This window comes from Desulfurella sp., from assembly GCF_023256235.1.
GTDB lineage: Bacteria > Campylobacterota_A > Desulfurellia > Desulfurellales > Desulfurellaceae > Desulfurella.
Map to the genome: position 1 here is coordinate 65,563 of NZ_JAGDWY010000067.1, position 3,252 is coordinate 68,814.

Sequence of the window (3,252 nt, forward strand, 5' to 3'; positions counted from 1 at the left end):
TTTAAACATGCTCAAGTTGCTGGTAAAATCGCAATCGCTGTGTTTATAGGCGGGGTTTTGATTTTATTTGCGGGTTTTATTAATTACATAAAAATTTTAGGTTTAACCAATCAGCTAAATAGTGAAATGTCTACCTATGAGAAATCTTTGGGCTCAATAGATACAAATATAAATGCTACAAGCATACAAAAAAATATCAATTTATACATAAAATATCAAAAACTTCCCAGATTGGATTATATATTAAAGGAACTTTCAACTTATAAATTACCTAACCTGTATTTTATTGAAGTGGATATTTCAAACGCTAAAATTTCAAACATTCAAAACGCTACATCAAATGATACGCTTGATACTTACAATTACACAATCAATATAAAAGGTTTAGTTTTTGGAGATTTAAAAAATGCTAAAGGTGAGTTTAATGAATTTTTAAAAGAAGTGTCAAAAAATTATAAAATAAATGTATCTAACTTTTATTATTTGGATGGGAAATTGCTATTTGATTTAAGTCTTGAGGAAAAAAGTGTATCATCTTAAAAAAGTTTTACTTGGTGTTTTTATTGTATCTGTTTTTAGCAGTTTTTCGATAATATTTTATAGATATACTTTGGTTAAGCTAAATATGCTAAATCAAGCTATATCAACCTTAGTATCCTATCAAAATAAAATTTCTGCAGTTAAACAAAAATTGAGTATATTAAGGCATGACGAAAATACCATTAAAGGTATAGATACAAAATTAAAAACAAATTTCAAAGTAAGTTTATCCCAAAATAGTTTAAGTAAACTTGTTAGAGATATAGATAGTCTTTATGGATCAGGTATAGTTGTAATAAAAAATGCTAAGATTCAATCTTCAAATGGTACTTTAAACTGCACAATTGAAGGTTTTAGGTGGGGTTTATGAAAGTAAACGGCATTATTGTTTATGTGCCTTTTTTATTAATTCTATTAGGCTTTATTTGGCCTATTAAACCTAGACCATACAATATTTCTTTACCTAGCAATATAAACGAAATTGAGAATTTAAGTATACAAAGTATACAGGTAAAAAAACAAACAGATATAAAACCAAAAGAAATATTTTTTATAAATCAAAATACTTTAGTGCAACAACCTAGTACACTTGAGTTTAATATGCCAAAACTTACTATCATATCAAAAGATAAATATGGATATTTTTGTTTTTTAGATGGTAAATTTTATAGAGTTGGACAGTCAAGCGATGGATTTAGGGTTTTAAAAATAGGTAGTGATTATGTTGTCTTGCAAACACCTATAGGGAGGCAAACGCTTTATGTTAAAATACCTTAAGTATATTTTATTATGTTTTTTATTAACTTCGTGTGCTACAAGTAGAGAAATTGCGAAAAATGATTTTTCTATAAAATCTGAAACTCAAGCGGCAGTAGCGCCAGCACCAAATAAAATTACTTTCAAACCTCAATTTGAAAGTGGCTCTCCAGTAAATACCCAGTATATAAGCTTGATTGTAAAGGATGCAGATTTTAAGGATGTATATTACACAATAGCAAAGGTTGCAGGGCTTAATTTGGTAATTGATTCAAACTTAGAAAGTATTACTCAAAAGCCAAAAATACAAAATATACAACCGCAAGCCAATTACCAGGCACCTTATAACCCGTATTATAATCAATATCCAAATACAAACTTTAGTCCACTATCAAATACTTCTTACTCGCCTCAATTTGTAGGGTTAAACCCAACTGTGCCACAAAATCCAAATACAACACAGACTCAACAAAATCCCAATATAGCAAAACCCCAACAAGTTCAACCACCCTATACTCAAGAAATTCATCATCCTCAAAACCAACAGCAAATTTACTATGTACCTTTAGTCACTGTATCTTTCAAACATACACCTATTAAAGAAGCGCTTGATGCATTATCCCAATCTTTAAATTTGGTTTACGAAATAAAAGGCAAAACGCTTTATGTAAAAGAATTTGGCACAAAAATGTTTTATTTAAACTTTATAGCTTCTCATAAAAAAGCAAACATAAGCGTAGGTGGTGATGTACTTGGTAGCGCAAGCCAATCTGCGACAAGTGCAACGGGTGGTTCTGCTTCAACGCCTTTGACGGGAGAGTTCAAAATAACAGATTCTATTGGTACATCTTCTACAGATATTTATGCACAAATAGAAAATACGCTTAAAGCAATGCTTTCAAAAGAAGGTAAATACTCTCTTGATCCTTCCATTGGTCTTTTGGTTGTAAAAGATAGAGAACACAATCTGAATTTAATCTCAAAATATATTCACAATTTAAAATCACACTACGATTCTCAGGTACTTTTAGAAGTTAAGATTGTTGAGGTAAACTTAAACGATTCTTCAAGCTACGGCATAAATTGGAATGCTTTATTTAGAGCGGCAAATGGGCGTTTTACAGTTCAGCAAAACCTATCTGCCATACCAGAAAACTCTCTAAATGCTCTAACATCAAATGCTAATTATCCACCTGAAATCTATGGTCAGACTTTTCCTTTTAAACCAGGTATTTTCGGAACTGCACCAGGTGTTGCTACAAATAGTGCCAATATGCCAGGAGGCATAGCCGCGACTTTTAATACAAACAACTTTGGCGTATTGCTGGACGCTCTTGCTCAATACGGTAATGTAAAGATTATCTCAAATCCACGCATATTGGTAACAAACGGTCAACCTGCTTTGATCAGTGTGGGGAAAAGTATATCGTATATTCAGTCTGTGCAGGTTACAACTACAACCGTAGCTGGTGGTACATCGACTACACAGCCTACTGTAAATTTAAATAGTGTGTTTGATGGTGTAATGCTGGGTGTAATTCCCTATATTAACAATTCAACAAACACAGTTAATTTAAGCATTACACCTATAAAGAGTACTGTTTTGAGTCTAACGCCAACTACGATAGGTCAAAATTCATATACACTGCCGCAGGTAAACCTTGAAGAAGCTACAACGCAGATTGCAGCCAAAAGTGATCAGATGATCGTAATAGGTGGTCTTATAAGCAAACAAATAAATAAATCAAATACACGCATACCTGTACTTGGCGACATACCAATTGTAGGTAATTTGTTTAAGCAAAACAATGAGTCCATAAGTAATGTTGAACTTGTAATATTAATAAAACCGGTAATTTTAAAAAATGAGTAAACTCTACGAAGCTCTAAAAAGACTTAATAATGAAAATCGCTCTCCTGATTTTCAAAAATTTACCAAAAAACCAGAAAAAAAGA

General features: G+C 31.6%; 4 protein-coding genes. All 4 read left to right on the forward strand.

What is annotated here, in order from left to right:
* Positions 1-540 (forward strand): hypothetical protein (locus Q0C22_RS07125; RefSeq protein ID WP_291493208.1); only part of this gene is annotated, 540 nt, incomplete at its 5' end.
* A complete protein-coding gene (locus Q0C22_RS07130) occupies positions 527-910 on the forward strand; it encodes a hypothetical protein (protein ID WP_291493210.1) in 384 nt (127 codons plus the stop codon). The genes Q0C22_RS07125 and Q0C22_RS07130, both read left to right, overlap by 14 nt.
* Entirely contained in the window at positions 907-1,317 is a 411-nt protein-coding gene (locus Q0C22_RS07135; RefSeq protein ID WP_291493212.1) for a hypothetical protein, read from the forward strand. The genes Q0C22_RS07130 and Q0C22_RS07135 overlap by 4 nt, the downstream gene beginning before the upstream one ends.
* On the forward strand, positions 1,301-3,169 hold the full coding sequence (locus Q0C22_RS07140; RefSeq protein ID WP_291493214.1) for a hypothetical protein: 1,869 nt from the start codon (positions 1,301-1,303) through the stop codon (positions 3,167-3,169). Before Q0C22_RS07135 ends, Q0C22_RS07140 begins: the two co-directional genes overlap by 17 nt.
* Positions 3,170-3,252 lie beyond the last annotated feature (83 nt).

What these genes read in the sequence shown, in the direction of transcription:
- Q0C22_RS07135 (WP_291493212.1), top strand. Translation starts at nt 907, where the DNA reads ATGAAAGTAAACGGCATTATTGTTTATGTGCCTTTTTTATTAATTCTA.
- Q0C22_RS07140 (WP_291493214.1), top strand. Translation starts at nt 1,301, where the DNA reads ATGTTAAAATACCTTAAGTATATTTTATTATGTTTTTTATTAACTTCG.